This is a genomic window from Streptomyces sp. SID5785, from assembly GCF_009870065.1.
Lineage (GTDB): Bacteria > Actinomycetota > Actinomycetes > Streptomycetales > Streptomycetaceae > Streptomyces.
In genome coordinates, this window is record NZ_WWIA01000995.1 from 1 (window position 1) to 2,081 (window position 2,081).

A 2,081-nucleotide genomic window follows, 5' to 3' on the forward strand; every position below is an offset into this window, starting at 1 on the left:
GCCCGCGACACGACGCCCCCGGACGACGCGGGCGCGCGCACCCCCGAAGCCCGGCCCGATCCCCGGCTCGCGGCGCGGGCCGGCGTCGACATCGTGGGCGCCGCGGACCGCTCGGGCCCGGCGGCCCAGTCGCCCGGCCAGCGTCCGGCCGGCTGGCGCCCCTGGCAGGGCCGGCTGTCCCACGCGCCGCTGGACTGCGCGGCCGACACCCACGCGCTGGTCTGCCAGCTCACCAACGGGACGTACGAGGCGGTGAGCCCCGTGGACGGCAAGCAGTTGTGGACCGAGGGCACCCCGCACGCGGAGGGGCTCGGGCTCGACGAGGCGGCCGTCAACGTGGACGGGCGCTTCGAGGTGCCCGGCGCCACGCTGGCGCCGCAGAGCCGCGGCGGCCGCACCGTCATCGGTGACGCGGACGCGCTGCGCCTGCTCGACTCGGCCTCGGGCAAGCCGCGCTGGAAGGCCCGGACGCCGCACGGCAAGGGGATGTTCACGACGCGTCCCGTGCTGACGGACTCCGCCGTGCTCGCGGTGGTGGAGTCCGGCAACGACAGCGCGGGCCCCGCCGCGACGCTCGCCGCCTTCGCCCTCACGGACGGGCACCTGCTGTGGCAGCAGCCGCTCACAGCGCAGCCCTACGCACAGATCTCCCGCCAGTCGCGCTCCGTCCTCGCGGTGCGCGGCCACACCGCCTACGCGAACGGCGACGGCGAACGGTTCGTCGCCGTCGACCTGCGCGACGGCAAGGTGCTCCGCCGCGACGCGGACGAGCCCGGGAACACCGTCGAGACGACACCCGCGCGCGATCTGCCGTCCGGCATGGACCGGCGCACCACCCGCTCGCTCCTCATCGCGGACCACCGCCTCTACGTGGACCACCACAGGCTCGTCGACCAGCCGCTGGGCTTCGGGGCGCCCGCGCGCACGATGCCCGTGCCGGGGGCACCCGCCGAGCGCCCGTCCTCGGACGTCGACGTCTCCGGCTCGGTCGTCGCCGAGCAGGCCCGCCCGCCGATGGTGCTGGCGCTCGGCGGGATCGCGCACATCGTCTACGACCAGGGCGCCCTGGTCTCCGTCGAACTCCCCCGGTGAGGTGGCCTCCCCCGTGCTGACTCCGCTGCCCGGTCCGCCCCGCCGGATCGGCCCGTACCAGCTGCTCGCCCGCGTCGGAGCGGGCGGGATGGGCGAGGTGCACCTCGCACGGCGCGCCGGCCCCGGGCCGGGCCCCGTGGAACTCGTCGCGCTGAAGTCCGTGCGGGAGGACCTCGACCTGGACGACGCGTTCCGCGCGCGTTTCCGCCGGGAGATCGCGGCGGCCCGCGCCGTGGCCGGGCCGTACACGGCGGCCGTCCTCGACGCCGATCCCGACGCCGAGCGGCCCTGGCTCGCGACGGAGTACGTGGCGGGCCCGTCGCTCGCCGGAACGGTCGCCCGCTGCGGCCCGCTGCCGGTGCCCACCGTGCGGGCGCTCGGGACGGGGCTCGCCCGCGCGCTGTCCGCCGTGCACGCGGCCCGCCTGCTGCACCGCGACCTGAAGCCGGGCAATGTGCTGCTGACCCTGGAGGGGCCCCGGCTCATCGACTTCGGTATCGCCCGGGCCTTCGAGGCGACCCAGCTCACCGCCGCCGGGGCGATGATCGGCACCCCCGGCTACCTGGCACCCGAGCAGCTGCGGGGCACCCACGCGCTGACCCCGGCCTCGGACGTCTTCGCCCTCGGTGCGGTGCTCGCCCACGCGGCGGGCGGGCACGGCCCGTTCGAGGACGTCGAACCGGCGGCGGTCATCTACCGGACCGCCACGGGCGACGCCGATCTCGACCACGTCCCGCCCCTGCTGCGCGACGTCGTGGCCCGCTGCCTGGCGACGGACCCCGCGCACCGCCCCTCCCCCGACGAGATCGTGCGGGCCCTCGCGGCGCAGGACGGGCCGGTGTGGCCCGCCGACGTCCGCGCCTTGTTCGCCGAACACCGGTCCGCCGCGGACGGGTTCGCGCACGCGGCCGGGCAGCAGGCGTTCGCGGCGGCACCCACCGCGCCCGGGGCGCCGCCGGGCGCCACGCCCCGGTCCGGGCGGCCGCGGC

At 77.8% G+C, this 2,081-nt stretch carries 2 protein-coding genes; both read left to right on the forward strand.

The window, feature by feature from the left end; all coding sequences use genetic code 11:
• Positions 1–1,092, forward strand: a 1,092-nt coding sequence (locus tag GTW43_RS32425; RefSeq protein ID WP_161305544.1) for a PQQ-binding-like beta-propeller repeat protein, incomplete at its 5' end; no start/stop codon positions are given.
• A gap of 13 nt (positions 1,093–1,105) precedes the next feature.
• On the forward strand, positions 1,106–2,081 hold a 976-nt coding region (locus GTW43_RS32430; protein ID WP_161305545.1), incomplete at its 3' end, for a serine/threonine-protein kinase.